This is a genomic window from Paracoccus sp. S4493 (assembly GCF_000967735.1).
Lineage (GTDB): Bacteria > Pseudomonadota > Alphaproteobacteria > Rhodobacterales > Rhodobacteraceae > Paracoccus > Paracoccus marcusii.
The window spans coordinates 1-313 of record NZ_JXYF01000554.1 but is presented as its reverse complement, the minus strand read 5'-3'; the positions used below and the strand labels follow the sequence as shown (position 1 = coordinate 313).

Sequence of the window (313 nt, the reverse complement as noted above, 5' to 3'; positions counted from 1 at the left end):
GCGGATCGACGGGGGCGGCATCGTCATCGGCGCACCGATCCGGGGCTTTTCGGGCATCCTGTCCGGGACCCCGGTGCTGGTGGGCACCGAGAACGACCTGATGGCGACCGATCCGCAGAGGGACCGGGCACGGTGACCGACGGGTCCACCGCGCGCGACGACCTGGCCCTGGCGGTGGCGATCCTGGCGCCGCGGGGCCGCGACGCCGCCGTGGCCGCGGCGCTGCTGGACAAGGTCGGCATCGCGTCGGTCCAGGCACGGGACCTGCCCGCGCTGGCGGGGCTGGTCGGGGCGACCATCGGCGTGGCCCTGG

The 313-nt window shown here is 76.0% G+C and carries 1 pseudogene; it reads left to right on the top strand.

Annotation, left to right across the window (positions count from 1 at the left end):
- Nucleotides 1-132: 132 nt before the first annotated feature.
- Nucleotides 133-313 (top strand): annotated as a pseudogene (locus tag TW83_RS19020) (diguanylate cyclase); the annotation flags it as partial.